Annotated in this window: 20 protein-coding genes; 6 read left to right on the top strand and 14 right to left on the bottom strand. The window is 64.3% G+C overall.

Going from position 1 to position 19,620, the window contains the following annotated elements; all coding sequences use genetic code 11:
- The 4 genes from QM590_RS24600 to QM590_RS24615 form a co-directional block, all read right to left on the bottom strand.
- Nucleotides 1-821: inorganic phosphate transporter (locus QM590_RS24600; protein WP_269596733.1), on the bottom strand; the 821-nt coding region annotated here is incomplete at its 3' end.
- 7 nt (nt 822-828) lie between these two features.
- Nucleotides 829-1,446 (bottom strand): DUF47 domain-containing protein, encoded by a 618-nt coding sequence (locus QM590_RS24605; protein ID WP_094687770.1) that lies wholly within the window; start codon nt 1,444-1,446, stop codon nt 829-831.
- Between the two features lie 23 nt (nt 1,447-1,469).
- Complete coding sequence (locus QM590_RS24610; protein WP_269596732.1) at nt 1,470-2,387, bottom strand: polyphosphate polymerase domain-containing protein; 918 nt, start codon at nt 2,385-2,387, stop codon at nt 1,470-1,472.
- 48 nt (nt 2,388-2,435) lie between these two features.
- On the bottom strand, nt 2,436-3,284 hold the full coding sequence (locus tag QM590_RS24615; protein ID WP_269596731.1) for a hypothetical protein: 849 nt from the start codon (nt 3,282-3,284) through the stop codon (nt 2,436-2,438).
- Nucleotides 3,285-3,371: 87 nt separating this feature from the next.
- Between QM590_RS24615 and QM590_RS24620 the strand changes: the two genes are divergently transcribed.
- Nucleotides 3,372-3,539, top strand: coding sequence for a S4 domain-containing protein (locus QM590_RS24620; RefSeq protein WP_176460421.1), 168 nt, complete (start codon nt 3,372-3,374; stop codon nt 3,537-3,539).
- 11 nt (nt 3,540-3,550) lie between these two features.
- Here the strand turns inward: QM590_RS24620 and QM590_RS24625 are convergent, their stop codons facing one another.
- The 3 genes from QM590_RS24625 to QM590_RS24635 form a co-directional block, all read right to left on the bottom strand.
- On the bottom strand, nt 3,551-5,194 hold the full coding sequence (locus QM590_RS24625) for a CotH kinase family protein (protein ID WP_317814088.1): 1,644 nt from the start codon (nt 5,192-5,194) through the stop codon (nt 3,551-3,553).
- 2 nt (nt 5,195-5,196) lie between these two features.
- Complete coding sequence (locus QM590_RS24630) at nt 5,197-5,874, bottom strand: DUF4956 domain-containing protein (RefSeq protein WP_037190487.1); 678 nt, start codon at nt 5,872-5,874, stop codon at nt 5,197-5,199.
- A 301-nt stretch (nt 5,875-6,175) separates the two neighbouring features.
- A complete protein-coding gene (locus QM590_RS24635; RefSeq protein ID WP_269596730.1) occupies nt 6,176-6,769 on the bottom strand; it encodes a TetR/AcrR family transcriptional regulator in 594 nt (197 codons plus the stop codon).
- A 157-nt stretch (nt 6,770-6,926) separates the two neighbouring features.
- Here QM590_RS24635 and QM590_RS24640 point away from each other — a divergent pair, with 157 nt between their 5' ends.
- From QM590_RS24640 to QM590_RS24650, 3 genes are read left to right on the top strand one after another with little or no spacing between them, the layout of a single operon-like run.
- Nucleotides 6,927-9,197: a putative bifunctional diguanylate cyclase/phosphodiesterase gene (locus QM590_RS24640; protein WP_269596729.1), complete on the top strand. Its 2,271-nt coding sequence runs from the start codon at nt 6,927-6,929 to the stop codon at nt 9,195-9,197.
- Nucleotides 9,194-9,829 (top strand): 5,6-dimethylbenzimidazole synthase, encoded by a 636-nt coding sequence (gene bluB, locus QM590_RS24645; RefSeq protein WP_269596728.1) that lies wholly within the window; start codon nt 9,194-9,196, stop codon nt 9,827-9,829. Before QM590_RS24640 ends, bluB begins: the two co-directional genes overlap by 4 nt.
- On the top strand, nt 9,826-10,869 hold the full coding sequence (locus QM590_RS24650) for an NHL repeat-containing protein (RefSeq protein WP_269596727.1): 1,044 nt from the start codon (nt 9,826-9,828) through the stop codon (nt 10,867-10,869). The genes bluB and QM590_RS24650 overlap by 4 nt, the downstream gene beginning before the upstream one ends.
- A 4-nt stretch (nt 10,870-10,873) precedes the next feature.
- Here the strand turns inward: QM590_RS24650 and QM590_RS24655 are convergent, their stop codons facing one another.
- The 7 genes from QM590_RS24655 to QM590_RS24685 all read right to left on the bottom strand — a co-directional run bounded on the left by QM590_RS24655 (nt 10,874) and on the right by QM590_RS24685 (nt 16,109).
- Complete coding sequence (locus QM590_RS24655; protein ID WP_269596726.1) at nt 10,874-11,386, bottom strand: DUF427 domain-containing protein; 513 nt, start codon at nt 11,384-11,386, stop codon at nt 10,874-10,876.
- A gap of 22 nt (nt 11,387-11,408) precedes the next feature.
- Nucleotides 11,409-12,104 (bottom strand): DUF2637 domain-containing protein, encoded by a 696-nt coding sequence (locus QM590_RS24660; protein WP_269596725.1) that lies wholly within the window; start codon nt 12,102-12,104, stop codon nt 11,409-11,411.
- A gap of 52 nt (nt 12,105-12,156) precedes the next feature.
- A complete protein-coding gene (locus tag QM590_RS24665) occupies nt 12,157-12,753 on the bottom strand; it encodes a TetR/AcrR family transcriptional regulator (protein WP_269596724.1) in 597 nt (198 codons plus the stop codon).
- Between the two features lie 46 nt (nt 12,754-12,799).
- Nucleotides 12,800-13,597, bottom strand: coding sequence for a DUF2705 family protein (locus QM590_RS24670; RefSeq protein WP_269596723.1), 798 nt, complete (start codon nt 13,595-13,597; stop codon nt 12,800-12,802).
- Entirely contained in the window at nt 13,594-14,559 is a 966-nt protein-coding gene (locus QM590_RS24675; RefSeq protein ID WP_269596722.1) for an ABC transporter ATP-binding protein, read from the bottom strand. Before QM590_RS24675 ends, QM590_RS24670 begins: the two co-directional genes overlap by 4 nt.
- A 442-nt stretch (nt 14,560-15,001) precedes the next feature.
- Nucleotides 15,002-15,304, bottom strand: a complete 303-nt coding sequence (locus QM590_RS24680) for a WhiB family transcriptional regulator (RefSeq protein ID WP_269596721.1) — start codon at nt 15,302-15,304, stop codon at nt 15,002-15,004.
- A 244-nt stretch (nt 15,305-15,548) separates the two neighbouring features.
- A complete protein-coding gene (locus QM590_RS24685; RefSeq protein ID WP_068053791.1) occupies nt 15,549-16,109 on the bottom strand; it encodes a gluconokinase in 561 nt (186 codons plus the stop codon).
- A gap of 80 nt (nt 16,110-16,189) precedes the next feature.
- Between QM590_RS24685 and QM590_RS24690 the strand changes: the two genes are divergently transcribed.
- Together QM590_RS24690 and otsB are read left to right on the top strand one after the other, a co-directional pair.
- Complete coding sequence (locus QM590_RS24690; protein ID WP_037190693.1) at nt 16,190-16,933, top strand: FadR/GntR family transcriptional regulator; 744 nt, start codon at nt 16,190-16,192, stop codon at nt 16,931-16,933.
- Nucleotides 16,934-16,992: 59 nt separating this feature from the next.
- The gene (gene otsB / locus QM590_RS24695) at nt 16,993-19,536 is read left to right on the top strand and encodes a trehalose-phosphatase (RefSeq protein WP_269596720.1); all 2,544 of its coding nucleotides are present in this window, start codon (nt 16,993-16,995) and stop codon (nt 19,534-19,536) included.
- Nucleotides 19,537-19,620 lie beyond the last annotated feature (84 nt).

The raw sequence follows: 19,620 nt of genomic DNA on the forward strand, positions 1-19,620 counted from the left end.
GAACGGAAACTAACCGACGCCAAGGTCGGATCCACCGTTAATCTGACACTCCCCGTCGCCTCCGCGGCGAACCCCTGGGGTGGGTCGAGTTCGATGATCTTGCGGCCGAGGGTGCGCATGATCCGCATCCCACCGGTCGCCGTTCCGACCGCCAGCACCGTCGCGGTGAGGAAGTAGCACCACAGAGGAATCGTGTAGTCGGCCTGATTGCCCGATACGACCAACGCCAGCACCACGATGCCCATCGTCTTCGCTGCATCCTGCATTCCGTGTCCGAAAGCCATGGCCGCTGCCGAGCACGTCTGTGCCCGGCGGAATCCGCGGCTGGTGGCACTGGGAGACGATCGTCGGAACATCCACAGAATGGCCACCATCGCGGCGCTTCCGAGCACGAAACCGACTGCAGGAGAAACGATCATCGGGAGGATCACCTTGGTCGCGACGCCTCCCCACAGCACCGTCATTCCGCCGGCCAGTGCAGCTCCCACCATGCCGCCGACCAATGCGTGCGAGGACGAGGACGGCAACCCGTACCACCAGGTGATCAGATTCCAGACGATGGCACCGACCAGGGCGCACCCGACCACGAGCAACGCGTCGGATCCGACGTCGAGGGCGATGATTCCCTCCCCCACCGTCGACGCGACCTTCGCACCGAAGAAGGAACCGAGCAGATTCCCCACCGCGGCCATGACGAGCGCCGTCCGCAGGGTGAGTGCGCGAGTGGACACCGACGTCGCGATGGCATTGGCCGAATCGTGAAAGCCGTTGGTGAAGGTGAACGCCATCGCAAGGGTGATGACCAGAACCAGTGCTACCACCGCGCACTCACGTCTCTTTCAGCACGATGGATTCGATGACGTGCGCGACCTTCTCGAAAGCGTCTGCGGCATCTTCGAGTTCGTCGCCCACTCCCTTGAGCTTCATCACGGTCAATGCGTCGAATCGGCCGTCGAACAGATCCGCCAGAAAAGTCCGATAGGCATGATCGGCCCGGTTCTCGAGCTCGTTGATCTCGATCCAGTAGCGCTCGAGATCCTTCATCGACGCCAGCCTCGGCATTGCATCCGCGGTGACCTTGGCCGACCGGTCGAGGATGTCGATCATGTCGTGCATGTGCGGGGTCAGTTCGTCGATTCGGTACAGCGAGAGCAGATGTGTCGCCGCTTCCATGTGGTCCATCACGTCGTCGAGGCTCGAGCCGAGGACGTAGATGTCGGTGCGATCGAACGGGGTGATGAAGCTCGAGTTCAAGGTGCGGAACAGATCGTGGGTGACGCTGTCGGCTTCGTGCTCGAGATCGACCATTCGACGCGCCACCGCATCGATTTCCGGTGCGGATTCGAGCAGTTCGGTCAACGTCTTCGCTCCGGTGGCCAACAGCTGAGCCGAGGAGTTGAACAGGTCGTAGAACAGAACGGACTTGGGTTTGAAGCGTGCGAACATCTTTCGTCTCCTGAATGGTGCGGCTACCGGCGAGCGCCGGCGTAGGGCTCGAGCAGATCCGACGGCACGCGGTGGTCGGCATCGGCGGGCAGGACCAGTTCGGGCGCACCGGCGCGTGATCGTGGTGCCATCTCGAACGCCTCGATGGACTGGCAGTACTTCGAGACTCGGATGACGGACATGTTCATCCGTGCCGTCATGTCGGTCACCCAGTACGGCACTCGCTCGTTGGCCTTGATCTCCAGGATCGCCAGCTTGGGCGGGATGATGAAACGGTTCTGGGCACCGGAATCGAATCGGAAGTCGCGATCCCGGCCGTGCACCTTGTGATCGATCGTCACCCGTAGACCGAGGTCGGCCTCACGACCGATGTACGCCTCGCGCAGATAACCGGTGGTGACCATCGGGCGCAGATCCAGATTGGCGATCAACGTGCTGACCTCGTTGACGAACGGGCGTTGGCTCGGATCGCACTCGATCTCCTCACGGCCGTTCAACCACCGTTGAGAAACGTCGTAGGGCAACGAGATTCGACGCTTCTGGGTGACTCTGTTGACGCGCTGCTTGATCTCGATCTGCACCGGTGTGTCGTCCGTGCATTCGGACGGTGCCCCGTACAGCCGCACCCGAACCTTGCGTCGGAACTTCAGGCCCTCGATCTTCTCCCAGTAGAACCGCAGGTCGGTGGTGTCGTAGTACAGGGAGGTGACCGGGTAGCCACCCTTGGGCGAGAACGGATCGGTGTCCATCCGCGCCGTCAACTCTTCACGAACCTGAGCGACGTCGGCTTCGGCGACGAAGTACTTGATCTCGTACCTGTTGAACGAGTGCAGCTTGCTGGCGGTCTGCTGATAACCGGTGGGCTCGGTGTTCAGGTCCTCCGGCGACGCACCCTGCTTCTCCAAAGCGGCCTTGGGTCGAAATTTGTCGAACAGATACATGGATCGAACCTTCCTTCGGTGGGTGTGCATGGTCCGGCGACGCCGCGTTCAGTTCGGCTCCGCGAACACGATCGGGGGTAACTCGGCGGCCCCGTCCGCCTCGGAGGCGATCAGCAGTTCACCCGCGTCGGTGTAGGCGACGGCCTCGCCCTGTGGTTGATCGGGTCCCTCGAAGACACCGGCGGGAGCGCCCGAGAAGGCTGCGGCCACATCACCGTCGGCGATTTCGAAGACGAACAGATCCTTCTTGGTTCGCAGTGCCCCCACTGTGGCGTCGGCATCGACGGCTGCACCGGTGATCGGTCTGCTCGACCCGTCCGGCGCAGTCGCAGACACCGTTCCGGAACGGACCAGATCGATGGATGTCGTTGTGGTGTCGATGGTTTCGTCACTGCTGTAGATCGACGCGGCCGCACCGCCCGAGACCTTGGTGATCAAGACCGGTTGCCCGGTGGGCGTCAGAGCGAACGCCTCGACATCGTGTGCGCCGTCGGGGTAGCGCATCGTGATCGAGGTGCGCCGGTCGGTGGCCACGTCGACGCCGATCAACGTGACGCTGTCGCGGTCGTTGTCGTTGTCACCGGTGTCGGCGAGCCACACGATCCCCGCGCTGTCGACGGCGATGTCCTCGACGTCGACCGTCTCGACTCCGACGTCGACCCACCTGGTCACCTCGCATGCCCGGTCCAGCACCGCCAGCCGGTCGTCGCTGCCGCGGTCTCCGATCGCGTAGCCGGTATCGCCCCTCCACGCCAGGCCCGACAACTCGGACAGGCCCGAGTCGGTGGGGGTGCACCAGGTTGCGAACGGTGCTGTTGCGGTCGTGGGTTCGACAGCCGCGAGCTCGGTTGCCGAACACGACGCGAGGACCCCGCACCCCGCGAGAATCATGCCCACGCGTCGTCTCCGAGTGTTCACCCGACCGTCGCCTACCCGCCACGAGATCGAGCGTCGGCGGTCACCGCGCGGGAGCAGCATCGGTTCATGAACGGTCGAACTTCTGTTCCCGAGTTGCTGGTCGCCACCGGCACTGCGCGCACGCTGTCGCAGGCCGCCTCCTTCGTGATGGAGGGAATGGTCCTGATCAACGGCTTGCCGCTGCGCGATCCTCGCCGCGAAGTTTCCCCGGCAGACACCCTGACCCTGCGCTGACCGCCGGGACATCACGACGATCCCGTCACGACAGGATCGTCGGCGAGTGCATCGGTGCGAATCTGCAGCCGTGACTTCAATTCCGCAGCCTTGGCGTCGATCTCCTCCTGAGTGAGCGCCGCCGACGTCGGAACGGATGCGGCAACGTCGTCGACGATGTCGAGCACTCGGCCGCTCGCCCACAGCTCGTCGTAGATCGTGCGGAAGGCGGCGTCGTACTCGTCGGTGAATTCCGTCGAGTCCAGGAACATGTCCTTGAGCGAATTACCCAACATCGGGCCGCCCTCGGGCATCCCCCCGCCTTCCGGAATCTCCATTCCCTCCGGCGGGGTGAACCCCTCGGGCATCTGCGGCATCCCACCGCCACCTGCCCCTCCGCCGCCGGGCATCATCGACACCGCGTCGTTCGCACCGGCGGTGGAATCGGAGTTCAGAGCCAGATTCAGATCCCACGACACCACCGAGAACGTCTTCGAGTCCAGGTCGTAGTACAGGTAGAAGTTCTTTCCCGGGCCGCCCATGTCGTCGCCGTTACCCAGCAAGTTCTGCAGGGCAAGGTAATTCGCCAGTGAGTCGACATCGACATAGTCGGCCAGATGCGCATCGAACTCGGCCTGATCGGCACCGTCGAGCCACTTCAACAGCGTGATGATCGGTTGCAGGTCCGCGGTGCCGAGAGCGTTGATCTGGGTGTATTGCTCGGCGTACGTCGTCTGATCGTCTCCCTCGTAGGTGAAACTGGCCTCGGCACCGACCTTGTACAGCACCCCGTCGCCGTCCTCCAGAGAGTTGGCGTAGTCGTCGTCGGGAGCGACGACTACCAGCCGCGTCGTCTCGGCCGAATCGTTCACCGAGTACGTGGTGTAGGTGAAGTCCTGGGTCGCCTGGCCCGAGGCCTCGGTGATCGCAAGAGACACCGACTCGTTCAACGCGGGCGTATACGGCCGAAGCGACAGCGTGGTGTGCCCCTGATAGGCCCGCCCCTCGGAATACTCCGCGAAGTCGATCAGAAACGGAAGATCCTCGGGCGCATCGAAACTGAGCGGCTCGCCGAACATATTCATCCCGGCACCGCCGGGCATGGCCCCACCCTCCGGCATCGCCGCACCCTCGGGCATGGCCCCACCTTCCGGCATCGCTGCACCCTCCGGCATCGCCGCACCCTCTGCAGGTGTTGGTCGACCGGATGTCCCGGCGTTACCTCCGCCGCGGCCGGGCATCGAGCCGTCGTCGCTGCTGAGAGTTGCCAGTGTGGAGTTGCCCTTCAATCGGATCCCGACGTCGGTGATCAGGGTTCCGTCGATGGTGATGTCTGCGGGTACCGACTCCTTGACCCCTTCGTTCTGGAAGGAGTCCTTCAGTGTCTGGTAGTCGCCGGCGTCCACGTCGATCGAAATGGAGCGCGACACAGTGGTATCGAACAGATCGACCGTGCCCTGGACGTTCTCGGTGATCTCGGAGGCGATCACGGTTGCATCACCGGTGATGTACGGGCGGATCCGGGTCGACCCGAACACGGTCGCCATCACCACGACGAACACCAGCAGGGTGGCAGCAATTTTCCAGTGCTGCCGCACCGTCCGCGGTACTCGGTGGACGAGCCTCCTTCGCAGGGTTGTCGGGGCCGAGGGAAAGTTCGTGTTCGGGTCGGTCACGATCAGATGTCCGTCTGGTCGTATCCGGTGAGTACCGAGACCCGTTGCCCTGTGTTGACCTCACTGAGAGCAGCGATCAACTCGCCGGGTTTCTTCCCGGATCTGAGTTGGGCCGTGAAGTAGAGCTCGGTCAACGCACCCGATCGCACCGATTCGGTACTGACCAGCTCGAATTCCTTGCAGTACTTGATCAGTACGTCTTCGACAAGATCGGTGTAGTCGGCGTCGGGCGGCACCTGCACCTTGACGACCTGGCGCTGGACATCGAGTTTGAACCAGTTGAACTTGCTCATCACCACCATCACCAGGCAGATCGCAAACGTGGCCGCAATCGCCAGTACGTAGAACCGAGTTCCCGTGGCCATGCCGATCGCCATCACGAGGAAGATGAACCCGACGTCGCGAGTTTCCTTGATGGCGTTGCGGAATCGGACGACGGACAGCGCGCCGACGAGCGCGAAAGCCCGTGCCACGTTCGATCCGACGACCAGCATGATCAAGCTGATGACCATGCCCACCGTGACGAGGGTCTGTACGTAGGACTGGCTGTACGAGACGTTCTTGTGGGTGAGTCGGTAGACCCAGCCGATGATCGCCGACAGGACGAACGACAGTGTCAGAGACACCACGATGTCGAACGTCGAGAACGTTCCGCTCAGGTCTTGAATGTTGAAATTCATTGCATTCCGATCGAGTCGATTCGAATTCCGCACCGGTCACCGGGAGCACGTGACCCGCGCGCCGACATCCGCAACCGATGCTGTTTACCGTTTGTTCGGATGCCGTTAACCCTAGAGACAGCTGCGACGGAAATTCCACCTCAGAAGCTGGCAGTTTCCTGCCAATTCAGCCGTTCATTTGCTGGCAGCGATCGAATTTCGAACGCACACGACCCGGCGTCCCACTCGGACGTCGGTCGGTTCGATTCTTCGGTTGTGTTGTGCATCAATCGATTACGCGTAAGCGCACGTGTACGTACCGTCAATCCATCGTCGAGCGAAGTGACGGCAGAATTACTTCGTCGATTATTCGCGTTCGGTATTCCGAATCCAAAGGCTCGGCGTCCGTCAACGGACCCGTCATGATTGCGCTGAACACCATGTATTGCAGAAAGTCTGCCGATCTCGGCCTGCTCGACAATTCCCCCCGCTGCACCGCACGAACGACGACGGATTCCAGGAACCGAGCCTCGGGTTCGAGAAGCGTTCTTCGCACCGCTGCCGCCAACTGTTCGTCGACCATCACCGCATGGTGAATCGCCGCGGCAAAACGTCGATCGTGCTCTGCCCCCTCGGAGATCCGGCGCATCAGCTCCACCAGATCGCCGCGAAGAGTCCCGGTATCGATTCCGGCGAACGGCGGCGGGCCGACCGATTCGATGGCGGCGATCACCATCTCCCCTTTGCTCGACCACCGCCGGTACAGGGTGGCTTTGCTGCACTGCGCTCGCTCGGCGACGAGATCCATCGACAGCGAGTCGTAACCGACGTCGCCGAGACACATCAGTGCAGCGTCGAGAAATTCTTCCTCGCGCTCCGCACTGACCCTCGATCGACGTGGAGCGTCGCTGTTCATGCGTGCCACCTCATCGAATCGAAACAGTTTCGTACCGCTTCTACACTGTAGCGGTGAGGCAAAATTCTGTCACCGGACGAGCAGTGCGGGTGACCGACGTCACGGTCGTGTGCCATTGTTGAAGCCGTCGGATCGGCGTGAACGGCTGGAGAAAATCGTGACGGCCTGGTGGCGGTGGTACGCAGCGCTCGGCGCAGTCGGCTGCGCCGCTTACTTCGTTGTCCCGACCACCGTCTGGGGCCAGTCGGTCTTCGTCCTCGTCGGAGCCTCCGCCGTTGCCGCCACCGTCGTCGGCACCAGGATGCACCGGCCCCGCAACCGTACGGCCTGGCTGGCCATCGCCATGGGCACCGCCCTGTGGGTGATCGGCGACATCGTCTACGAGTGGATCCACATCACCCAGGGCAGTGTCCCCTACCCGTCGCCGGCGGACGCGATCTACCTCGTCGGCTATCCGGTCTACGGTTTCGGCCTGTTCCTTCTCGCTCGCCACAAGTGGCGACCAAGCGAACGCGGCCACGTGGCAAACAGCGCCATCATCATGGTCGCGTTCGGACTGCTCACATGGGTGTTCGCCGTGCAGCCGTCGCTCGGCGGAGGCGGCATCTCCGGAACCGCAGGCCTGGTCGACGTCGCGTACCCCGCGATGGACATCTTTCTGCTGGGACTGCTGGCCCACTTCGTCGGCTCACGGCAGTGGCGGACCCTGTCCTACCGGCTCCTCACCGTGGCCGTAGCGCTGCTCGTGGTCACCGACACCGTGAACAACTTCGCGATCGTCTCCGATTCCTCGTCCGACAGGTCTGTGTTCGACGTCGGATGGATCATGTCCTACGTCCTCATCGGGGTCGCCGCCCTTCACCCGTCCATGCGGCGCATCACCAACCCGAACATCGAATCCGACGCCCACCTGATGGCGTCGTTCACCACTCCCACGGTCGTCGTGCTGACCGCGGCCACCCTGACTGCGCCGATCGTGATGTTCATCGAGGTCGTTCGCGACGAGCCGATCGCCCAGTGGGGATGGGCGGTGCTGCTCTGCGCTCTCGCACTGGTGGTCCTGGTGATGCTCCGCATCACCGATCTGCTGCGGTTGTTGCACACTCAGACCGTCCAGCTCCGTGCCGTCGCCGATACCGATCACCTCACCGGACTGGCCAACCTACGCGCCCTCGAGCATCGACTCTGGGGCAATGCGGGTGAGTCGACCTTGCTCACCGTCGACATCGACCGATTCAAGGAGATCAACGACACCTTCGGACGCGGCCTCGGCGACCAGGTCCTCGTGGTGGTCGCCGAGCGACTGCGAGGCGTCGCCGACGACTCGATTCTGTTGGCGCGCTTGGCCGGTGACGAGTTCGCCCTGTGTGGCGCATCGGAGTCGATGGACCCGGCCGCGTTGGCGCACCGGATTCAGCTCCTGTTCGCCACTCCTTTCGAGGTGGGGAACATGACCCTGCTGATCGAAGCGAGCGTCGGAGTCGCGTCGAATTCTCTCGGCGACGGTGAGGACGAAACGACACCCGATCGCCTCGTACAGCGCGCCGACCTCGCCGTCCAGGCCGCGAAAGCCGCCCAGTCTCGCGTCGCGTACTACGACCGGTCGATGGACCGGGACAAGAGCGAGCAGCTCATCATGCTCGGCGAACTCACCACGGCACTGGAGACGGATCAACTGCAACTGCACTATCAGCCGCAGATCGACCTCACGACGATGACCGTCGTCGGCGTGGAAGCACTGCTGCGGTGGCATCATCCGAACGGCACCGTCCTGTCCCCCAGCACATTCCTGCCCACCGCCGAACGCACCGGACTGATCCGGCCGTTGACGAGCTACGTCCTCACCCAGGCCCTCGCCCAACGAAGGCAGTGGATGGCCGATGGGCTCGAGCTGAGCATCGCCGTCAACATCTCGACCCGAAACCTGTTCGACGACACCCTCATCGAGCAGGTGTGTACGGCGCTCGAGCAATTCGATTGTCCACCGCGCCGATTGACCGTGGAGGTGACCGAGACCTCGGCGATGACCGACCCGATCGGCGCGACCGAGACGCTGTCGATACTGCATGCGATGGGCGTGCAGGTCGCCATCGACGATTACGGAACCGGTTACAGCTCGCTCGCCTACATCGAGCGATTGCCGGTTCAGGAGCTGAAAATCGATCGCACGTTCATCGGCGGCATGGCACACAACCCGGCGCATGCCGCCATCGTGCGATCGACCGTCGAGCTCGCCCGTACGCTGGGATTGTCGGTGACGGCAGAGGGAGTGGAGGACGAGGTGACGATGACGGCGTTGCGCGAACTACGGTGCGGACGAGCGCAGGGTTACCACCTCGGCCGTCCCACCTCGGCAGACCGACTACCCGCCCTCGTCGCCGAACTGAACGCGCATCTGAATACTGCTACAGGAGAACGGATATCATGACCGAAGCAGCCCTGTCGGTGTATGCCGCGATTCGATCTCGCCGCGACGTCCGCGCCGAGTTCGACGGAACCGTCGTCGACGACGACGTTCTGCGACGAATCCTCGGAGCGGCGCATCAAGCCCCGAGCGTGGGCAACACCCAGCCCTGGGACTTCGTGGTCGTCCGCAAGCCCGATACTTTGAGCGCATTCGCGACCCACGTGGCCGGCTGCCGACAGGATTTCGCGGACAAGCTCGACGCCGAACGACGAAAGACGTTCGACCCCATCAGAATCGAGGGAATCGAGACCAGTGGAACCGGGGTGGTGGTCACCTACGATCCCGACCGTGGAGGTCGGCACGTCCTCGGCCGCGACACCGTCGACGACACCGGATTGTTCTCCGCCGTCCTCGCCATCGAAAACCTCTGGCTCGCAGCGATAGCCGAGAACGTCGGCGTCGGCTGGGTCTCGTTCTACGACGAGGCATACCTCACCGAACTGCTCGACATCCCCGCACCGGTCCGCCCGATCGCCTGGCTCTGTGTGGGTCCGGTCCAATCGTTTCAGGAGGTACCCGATTTGGAACGCTTCGGTTGGCGTAGCCGCCGTCCACTGGACGACGCCCTGCACTTCGAGCAGTACCGCCGATGAGGGCGCGCCTGGTCGCGGCGGCCACTGTCTGCCTGCTCGTCGCCGGCTGCTCTGCGGCCGAATCCCCGACCGAACCGACCACTCCGGCAACCACTCCGGCGGCCGAGCCCGCACAGGCCCCGGATGCGGCCGACCCGATCGGTACCGTCGTTCCTCTTGCGGGTGCACCCGAAGGTGTCGTGGTGGGATCGTCCGGGATCGCTGCTGCCGGGGTGCGGGAGCCCGACGGCGTGGTGCTGTTCGACGCGGCCACCGGTGCCGTGCGCCAGATGGTCTCGACGACGGGTGCGCCGCGACATCTCTCACTGGCCGGTCCCGACGGCCCGGTGTTGGTTCCGCTCGAGGGCAGTGACGAACTGCTCGAGATCTCACTCGCCGACGGCGCGATTCTGTCGACCGCCACCGGCGTCGGCCGTCAACCACACGATGCGGTGCAGACCTCCGACGGCACCGTCGTGGCCACCAACGAGATGGGTGGCGGAGTGATCTTCCTGCGCGACGGAGCAATCGTGTCGGAACTACCGCCGGGCCCTGTCCAGCCCGGCGGCGCTGCCGCTCTCGGTCCGTTCGCGGCCGTCGCGGATGTGCAGGGCAACGGTGTGTGGGTCTACGACGGCGCGACGCAGCAGGAGGTGTCGCAGGCTCCGATCGGCGTCAAGCTCACCCACGCGGTGACGGTGAATCAGACGGTGGCCGGGTTCGCCGACACCGACGGCGGTACGGTCCTGCTCGCATCGGTCGACGACGCCGGCGGCATTCGTCAGATCGCATCGATCGACGCACCGGGTAACCCGTACGGGCTCGCCGTGGATCTCGAACGTCGGTTGCTGTTCGTGACACTGACCGCGTCGAACGTACTGCGGGTGGTCGATGTATCCGATCCCGCAGCTCCGCGAACCCTGGGCGATGTTCCGACGGTGACGCAGGCCAACTCGGTGGCGGTCGATCCGCGGAACGGCGACGTGCTGGTGACCGGCAGCGACCCCGGCGCGGCGAGTTCGATTCAGATCATCCCCCGCGCCGAGTTGCCGGTCGGTTAGGGCGTCACCACCCGTAGGAGCCCGGGATTCCCTTGAACGGACCGACGACGTCGTCGGTGATCCAGCCCTCGTAGAACCCGCCTTCCTGGGGTCGGACCGCTTCGCCGTCGATCTCGCACTCGAGGCGGCTGGGCGAGAACGCCAGGTAACCCGCGATCTCGGCGAACCGAGGGGTTGGGTTCTCGTAGCTCCACCCGGCGGCCTCTGCGACAGCGTCTCCACCGTGGACGTCCCAGTAGGTCGCTGCGCCTTTCCACTCGCAGTGCGTCGAGCGGGCCGCCGAGGGGGTCAGCGCGCCGGGAACGACGTCTGCAGGCGAGATGTACCAGGTGGGCGGATGGCTCGTCTCGAGCACGCGGTACGCGGCGGTCGTGCGGGCGATCACCTCGCCGCCGAGCCGGACGACGAGGGAACGGTTCGAGGCTTCGAGCTTGGGCGGACGGGGGTAATCCCAGACCGATTCCTGGCCCGGCTTCGGCTTCTCGGAAACAACGGATCTCGGCAAGTGTGTACTCATCCTTCGATGGTGCCACCGGGCGTCACGGGGCGTCGACGGGATAGAGATCGTCCACCCGTTCCTCGTCGAGAATCCAACGATCGACCTCGTCGAGTGGTTCGACCGTGCGCACCGAGATGACCGGGGATTCGGGCGGGCGGTGTTCGTTGCGGACCGGCTCGACGCGGACCGACTCGACGTGCTCTGTCGGCGCGGGTGCCGGTATATCCGGGGTGGTGAGTTCGGCTGCAGGTGTCACGGGTTCTGTTCTCGGGACAATAGCCACCTCCTCTACGGCGGGTACTTCGTCTGTGGTCTTCGGCAGTTCCGCCGGTACCCGAACGAGGATGCCGAGTCCGTGGGTTGCGGCCAACAGACTCACCGGAGCGACGGTTGCGATGGCCGCCGACAGGGCCGGATGCAGTGTGCCTGCGTCGGAGATGAAGGCGTGCATGGCATTTGCGCCGATACTCACCAGAGCTGCCGTGATCAACACACCCCAGAAGAAGCGTCGACCACTGCGTTGATCTTCGAATTGGGCCAGCGCGATCACGGAGATCGTGGCCTGCAGGATGGTGCCGTCGACGATCACCGGCCACAGCCAGGACAGCGAGCGTGGAACGCCTGCCATCGTGGCCAGATCCCACAGTGCAGCGAAACTGAGCACGAAGGACGCAATTCCGATGACGGTGGTGATGACGACCGCACTGACTAGCGTCGCGCGCAGGACCTTGTTCATGGATCGTCATGAAACACGAACCCACCGACAAGTTCGGTGTGGTCGAAGCCGGCTAGCGAGCTTCCGCGACGAGACCGTGCACGACGAATTCGGCGAAGCCCCGAATGTCGCTGTCGTCGAGCCCGTCGGTACCGGCGAGGGGGCTGGTCTGAACGCCCAGGAAAGACGACAGAATCATCACTGATGTCCGGGTCGGATCCAGTGTCTCCGGCAGGTTTCCGAGACTGCTCTCTGCTGCGATGTAATCCGAGAGAAGAAGTGGTGGACCGCCCGCCTCGCGCACCTTTTCCTCGAGCTGGTCGGCCGTGAGATTCGGCCGGGCAACCGGCACCGCGTCGTTCATCGGGAGAACAGCCTCTCGAAGTCGAGAGAGTTGGGTGAACGTCTCCTCGAGCAGGTCCACGATGGGTGCCGTCCCGGCGCGCCCGGGTAGTTGCGCCATCCATTCGGTGACCTCACGCTGACCTGCGAGTACTGCCGCTGCGAACAGTGCTTGCTTGTCGGGAAAGTGTCGATAGATGGTGCCTTCGGACACTCCTGCGCGCTCGGCTATTGCTCTGGTGGTGGCCCGGTGATAGCCGACCTCGGCCACCAGCTCGGTCGTGGCATGAATCAACGCGTCCTGGGTGCGCTTGGATCGCTCTTGCATGCCCTCATTCTCCCGTGTTCGATTCCGCGGACCTCGTCGACGGTGTTCAGTCGGTGATGTCGCGGCGTCGGAACACCGTGAACGACGCCGACAGCGCCACGATTACGTACGCCGCGCCGACGATGGACGCCACCGCCAGTGTCATTGCGGCGTTTCCGCCCTGTGCGAGAGCGGTGAGGACCGACCCGGGGAGCCAGTCCGCCGCGTCACCGGCGACCGCAGCGATGATGGCCTCGACCAACAGGACGTAACCGACTCCTACTCCGATCGCGATTCCGGCGGAGCGAGTGAAGGTGGCCAGTGCCAGACCGAGGGTCCCCCACACGAGTAGCGAGAGATACAGGTGCAGGTACGCGGTGAGCACCACGCCGACGGTGCCATCGCTCCATGCGTCGGGCGCGTATCCTCCGGCCTGCGCGGCTATCGGTGCGACCACGACGTTGACGACGGTTGCAGCTGCACTGACGGCAGCCGTGGCGGCGGCGAGGGCGATCCACTTGCCGAGGAGCAGTCGCCATCGGCGTGGTTCTGCGGCGACGAGGATGCGGACCAGTCCCGTGCTGTAGTCGCCTGCGGTCGCCAGTGCCCAGAACGCGAGAGTGACCACCCCGAAGAACGACGCTGCGGCACCGAGTCCGGCGATGATCCCGTCTGCGGACAACAGCGTCTGGGCGGTGGGGAACGCCACGCCGGGACCGTCCGTCATCGAGGTGCCGTCCTGCGGGACGACGTTGAACATGACGAAGTTGATCAACACTGCGAACACGGCTGTCAGTCCGAGCCACCCGAGGACGATGCCACGCCGACCGATGCGTACCGATTCACTGCGCACGACGCCGATCATCGTCGCGCTCCAGCCGTGTCGCGTCCGCTCAGGGCAGCGTCGCGGTCTCGAGCCAGTTCTCCGTCGTCCGAACCGGTCATGGCCAGAAACACCGCTTCCAGGCTGTCTCTGTGCACGGCGAGCGTTCGCAGTGTCACTCCGGCTTCGGCGGCAACGCGGTTGATCCTCGCCGCATCCGCGGCTCCGGCCGAAACACTCAACGTTTCAGCGGATTTCGGGGACACTGTCCATCCGTTTCGGGTCAGTGCATCACGCAGTCTCGAGGTGTCGATGTCATGTTCGGCTGCAATGTCGACAGTGGTGTCGGCGCGTTCCATCAGCTCCGAGATGGGCCCGGAGAACATCAGGACACCGAAGCGGATCACCACGACATACGAGCAGATGGACTCGATTTCCGTCATCAGATGTGAGGACACCACGACGGTGCGGCCCTCCGTTCCCAGTCTCTGCAGCAGTGCTCGGATCTCGACGATTCCGGCTGGGTCGAGCCCGTTGGTCGGCTCGTCGAGAATGAGCAGGGTCGGGTCGGGCAGAAGTGCCGCGGCGATGCCCAGGCGCTGCTTCATGCCGAGTGAAAATCGCTTGACGGGTTCGGACCCTCGCCCTGCCAGGCCGACGATGTCGAGCACATCGTTCACCCGCGATCGCGGGATTCCTCGCAGTGCAGCAATGGAACCGAGATTGGCTCGGGCCGACAGTGCAGGAACGAAAGCGGGTGCTTCGATCAGCGCACCGACCTTTCCGGCGTATCGACTGGGACGCTCGATGCTCTCGCCCAGTACGGACGCCGAGCCGCCGGTCGGAGCGATCAGTCCGAGAAGCATGCGAATGAGGGTGGATTTTCCGGAACCGTTGGGGCCGACCAGTCCGACCACCCCGCCGGCAGGCAGTTGCAGATTCAGGTCATCGACTGCGGCGAGGGAGCCGAACTCCCGTCTGAGCGTTTCCGTGCTGACGATCATGATTCCTCCGAATGTAAGTGAGCGCCCACTTACATTTGCACACCGGGCTCGATCCCGCAAGGAAAAAGTGGGTGCCGAACGACCATGCCCGCGCACCCACGTTCTGCGAATGCTTCCGAAACCGCGAGAAAGGATCACCGACCGTCGTCTTGCCACACGACCGGCGGACATGGACCGAGATCGAGGCGACCGGCGACTTCGATTGCGCCGCAACACATTCAGCAGAACATCGGGATCGGTCACGAAACGCATGTGGCAATTCAAACGGAAGTGGCCGACACGAGATGCGACATCGGCCGAGCCCTCGGGGCCGACGTCGCCACCGGAAATGAAGTCCACGGCAGGCGAGAGTCGAGGGCGCAGTACCGACACGGCGGATCTAGCGTCCGACGATGAACGATTCTTCCCGGGCGCATGCGAGCGCACCGAGGCCGCTCAGGGATCAAGCGGTACGAACGGCTCCACGGTAGAAGTCGGCGCGATCGTGTGCGGACATTCCGCCCCATACGCCGTAGGGCTCATTCGCCTCGAGGGCGTGCTGGCGGCACTGTTCGAGTACCGGGCAGCGGCCGCAGACCTGCTTGGCGGATTTCTCACGCGAGAGGCGAGCGCGGCCTCGTTCACCTTCGGGATGGAAGAACACGGACGAGTCCAATCCGCGACACAGACCGTCGAGTTGCCAGTCCCAGACGTCAGCGTTGGGAACGGGAAGTTGGACCGGCCTGGCGGGTGCGCCTCGCACCATGAGCTGTCTCCTCACTGAAAAAGTGAACAAGCTCACTATCTCGCATTCGTCATACTTTTACAAGTCCTTTCGGTCATTCGTAGTACTTAAAAGCAAGCGCGCTTGCTTGAAATGTGCACGTTCAGGACAGCCGTCAGCAGATCTGCGCCCCGTTTGCGGCCCCAGGCCCGGATGAATGTCGCATTGCCGCAGTCAGACCGACTGGAAATCACATTGATCCCCAGTGGCAGATACGAAACGGCGATCAGTGACTCTCCGACATGCCCGCACGCTTTTCGAGTTCGACGAGAATGCGCTCGGCGATCTTGGTCGGCGGCGGTCCGATGTCGACGACGATCGCGTTTTCGTCGTCACCGAGTGGCTCGAGGGTCGAGATCTGGGTATCGAGGAGCGAGGACGGCATGAAGTGGTCCATTCGAGCGTTGAGGCGTCCGCTGATTCGGTCCTTGGTGCCGGCCAGATGCACGAAGATCACCTCGGCCCCGTCCCTCGATGCGGCGCTCAGCACGTCTCGGTACGACCGCTTGAGTGCCGAGCACGTGACGATTCCCGATCGACCGGTGGAGGTGTGCTCGGTGATCCACTCCGCGATCACGTCGAGCCATGGCCACCTGTCCTCGTCGGTCAGTGGCTGACCCGACGCCATCTTCGCCACGTTGGCGTCCGGGTGCAGGTCGTCGCCTTCTTGCAGGTCCCATTTCAATGCTCCGGCGAGGATGCCCGCCACTGTGGATTTACCCGATCCGGACACTCCCATCACCACGAGAACCGGATGATGTGCTCTGCCTGTCGTCTGTGCTGCCATCCCTCGATACTGCTCCATCACGCTCGCGCGGATCGGACAGACGCGAGAAACCGGGCGACCCGTGGGACGATCGACCGGACATGAGCGAGACCAGCGACTTCCGCCAGCTGCACGATTCGGTGCTCGACGAGCTCGGTCGCGACATCGTGAGCGGCGCGATCCCGAGCGGGACCCGAATCTCGGCCGACGACGTCGCCGTGCGGTTCACCGTGTCGCGGACCGTCGTCCGGGAAGTGGTTCGCGTCCTGGAATCGCTGGGGTTGCTCACCGTGCGTCGACGCGTGGGGATCACCGTGCAGGGCTCGCAGAACTGGAACTCCCTCGACCCGGTGGTCATCCGCTGGCAACTGGCCGGGCCTGCCCGCGCCGAGCAGTTGCTGCTGCTCAGCGAATTACGTTCGGGCATCGAACCTTTGGCAGCCAAGCTCGCTGCGCATCGAGCAACACCCGAGCAATGCGGCGCGCTGACGGCCGCCGTCATCGGAATGTCGTCGACGTCCCGGGCCGCCGACTCCGACGCCTACCTCGAACACGACAGCAATTTCCATCGCACGTTGCTCGCGGCCTCCGGCAACCCGATGCTGCGGTCGATGTCCGACATCGTGGTGGAGGTGCTCGCGGGCCGCACCCGCCACGCCCTGATGTCGCGCCAAGCCGACCCGGAGGCGATCCGACTGCACGGCGTGGTGGCGTCGTCGATCCAATCCGGCGACGCCGACGGCGCCCAGCGAGCCATGTTGGCCATCGTCACCAAGTCCGCCGCCTCGATGTCGGCGGCCTCCGGTGTGACTCCGTCGCCCGGTCTGGTCCCCGACCAGCAGTGATACATCCCGCGCACAAAGCCAGGTACGCCGAGGCGGGGTTCATCGCCTAGATTCGACGGGTGACTGCTCTCGAATTGCCGCTCGAACTTCGCCGCGCGCTCGTTGGAGTAGCTCGTACTCCGCGTCTGCTCGTCGCGTCCGATTACGACGGCACCATGGCGCCGATCGTCTCCGACCCGCAGAAGGCCTTCCCGCACCCCGAGTCGGTCAGCGCCATGCGCGGCCTCGCCTCCCTCGCCGGCACCAACGCTGCCGTCATCTCCGGACGTGCCCTCCGCGATCTCGCGATCCTCTCGCGCCTGCCGTCCGAGGTACAGCTGGTGGGCAGCCACGGCAGCGAGTTCGACGCCGGGTTCGTCAACGCCATCGACGACGACGCCAAGAAGCTCCTCACCGTCATCACCGGCGAACTGCAGGCCATCGCCGACGCCCATCCTGGCGTCAGCATCGAGACCAAGCCGGCCAGCGTCGCGCTGCACGTCCGCAACGCCGAGACCGCCGCCGGTGACGAAGCGCTCGCAGCAGTGCGATCCGGTGCGGCGGCGCGGGACGGCGTTCAGGTCACCGAGGGCAAATCCGTCATCGAACTGGCAGTCATCGTCACCGACAAGGGTGTCGCCCTCGACATCCTTCGTCACCAGGAAGCCGCTACTGCCGCAGTCTTTTTCGGCGACGACGTCACCGACGAGAAGGCCTTCGGACACCTGCACGGGCCGGACATCGGCGTCAAGATCGGACCGGGAGACACGCTCGCGGAATTTCGCATCGACAGCACCGAGCAGGTCGCGCTCGCCCTGGCATTCCTGCTCGAGGAGCGACGACAGTGGCTTTCGGGAGCCGACGCCCCGCGCATCGAACGACTGACGATGTTGGCCAGCCCCAATGCCGTTGCCCTACTGACCCCCGACGCCGACGTCACCTGGCTGTGCCACCCCGAACCCGATTCTGCAGCCGTGTTCGCACATCTGCTCGGCGGCGATCAGGCAGGCCACTTCAGCGTCGGACCCACCCGCGCATCGCTTCCGTTGAGTCAGCAGTACGTGGACGGCACGATGACGGTGCAGACCAAGTGGGCCAGCCTGCAGGTCACCGATTATCTGCCGCACGATATCGGCCAGGGCCAGACCGCGCTGACCCGCGTCATCACCGGCAAGGCCACCGCCGTGGTGACGTTCGCGCCGCGTCCGGAGTTCGGAAAAGCCTGGGCCTCACTCGAACCCGATGTCGACGGCCTGCGCATTCTCGGTACGGCAGATCCGATGGTGCTGCGCAGTCCCGGCGTCACCTGGAACATCGTTTCCGACGGTTCGCAGCAGGCCGCGCACGCCGAGGTCGATCCGTCGAACGGGCCGATTGTTCTCGAATTGCGGCTCGGCACAGACGATCTGAGCGAGCACCCGTGGGACGAGGTGGAGCGTCGCCGCGCGTCGGAGGCGTACTGGAAGGACTGGGCCGACGGCCTGGACCTGCCGCCGCTCAAGCGCGATCTGATGAAGCGATCGGCACTGACCCTCCGCGGCCTCGTCCACGCCGAGTCCGGCTCGATCATGGCCGCAGCCACCACCTCGCTACCCGAAGACATCGGCGGAGTGCGCAACTGGGACTACCGATACTGCTGGCTGCGCGACGCCGCACTCACCGCAGCCGCGCTGGTCGACGTAGGGTCGACGGCCGAGGCCGAGAACTACCTCTCCTGGATCCACGGGGTACTCGAGTCGGTCTCCGGCCCCGAGCGTCTGCACCCGCTCTACACCATCTGGGGTCTCGGGCTACCGCCAGAGGCTGTCATCGACGAGCTGCCCGGCTATGCCGGCTCGCGTCCGGTGCGCGTGGGAAATGCTGCGAATCAACAGGTTCAGCTCGACGTCTTCGGCCCGATCGTCGAACTGGTCTCCGCCCTCGCCCACGCACGCAAGGCCAAGGGTTCCGAAAACGGCCTGTCCGACGACGATTGGGAACTCGTCCGCGCCATGGTCGAGGCCGTCGAGCGTCGCTGGTTCGAGCCCGACCACGGCATCTGGGAGATTCGAGACAACCCCCGGCACCACGTCTACTCCAAGGTGATGGGTTGGATCACCGTCGATCGCGCCATCGGTCTGGCCGAAACCTTCGGTCGTACAACAGAACCCGTTTGGGCATCGTTGCGCGATACCATCCGCGAGGAAGTACTCGCCAACGGCTGGAACGAGGAAGTGCAGTCCTTCACCGCCGCGTACGACGGCACCGACCTCGACGCCGCGACGCTGTTCATCGGATTGTCCGGACTGATCGACCCGGCCGACCCCCGCTTCGCGGCCACCGTCACTGCCACCGAAGCCGAACTGCGCAGCGGCTCGACCGTCTACCGCTACCGCCACGACGACGGCCTGCCCGGCGGCGAGGGCGGCTTCCATCTCTGCGCCGCCTGGCTCGTGGAGGCCTACCTACTGGTGGGACAACGCGCCGAGGCCGAAGCACTGTTCGCCCAGCTCGTCAGCGCCGCAGGCCCCACCGGACTGCTCAGTGAGGAATACGACCCCATCGCCGAACGATCACTCGGCAACCATCCCCAGGCCTACAGTCACCTGGGTCTACTGCGTTGCGCGAGATTGCTCAGCGCCTAGGGCTCACCCCAGCTGCGTCAATGGACCACTGCATTGCACTGGTCCCCGTGGGTTGGACCGGTTAATGGAAATCCTAGGCCGCGA

This window comes from Rhodococcus sp. IEGM 1372 (genome assembly GCF_030056835.1).
GTDB lineage: Bacteria > Actinomycetota > Actinomycetes > Mycobacteriales > Mycobacteriaceae > Rhodococcoides.